This window comes from Vibrio sp. DNB22_10_4 (assembly GCF_052879755.1).
In genome coordinates this window covers 1-235 of the sequence record NZ_JBNNXW010000127.1, presented here as the reverse complement: position 1 = coordinate 235, position 235 = coordinate 1, and the positions used below count along the sequence as shown (strand labels likewise).

Here is a 235-nt window from a genome sequence, read left to right as displayed (position 1 = left end):
ACCCACGGCAGGCGGCGCGTCACCACAATGGGCAGACCGCAACCATACAGGAGACAACCGTGGCGAAGAAGATTCTGATGCTGGTGGGCGACTATGTCGAAGACTACGAGGTGATGGTGCCCTTCCAGGCCCTGCAGATGGTCGGCCACACGGTGCATGCGGTCTGCCCGGACAAGAAGGCTGGCGACTCCGTTGCCACCGCCGTGCACGACTTCGAGGGCGCGCAGACGTACTC

General features: G+C 63.4%; 1 pseudogene. It reads left to right on the top strand.

The features are described 5' to 3' along the window. Window positions 1-77: 77 nt before the first annotated feature. Window positions 78-235, top strand: a pseudogene (locus tag ACVA6Q_RS24940) (protease); the annotation flags it as partial.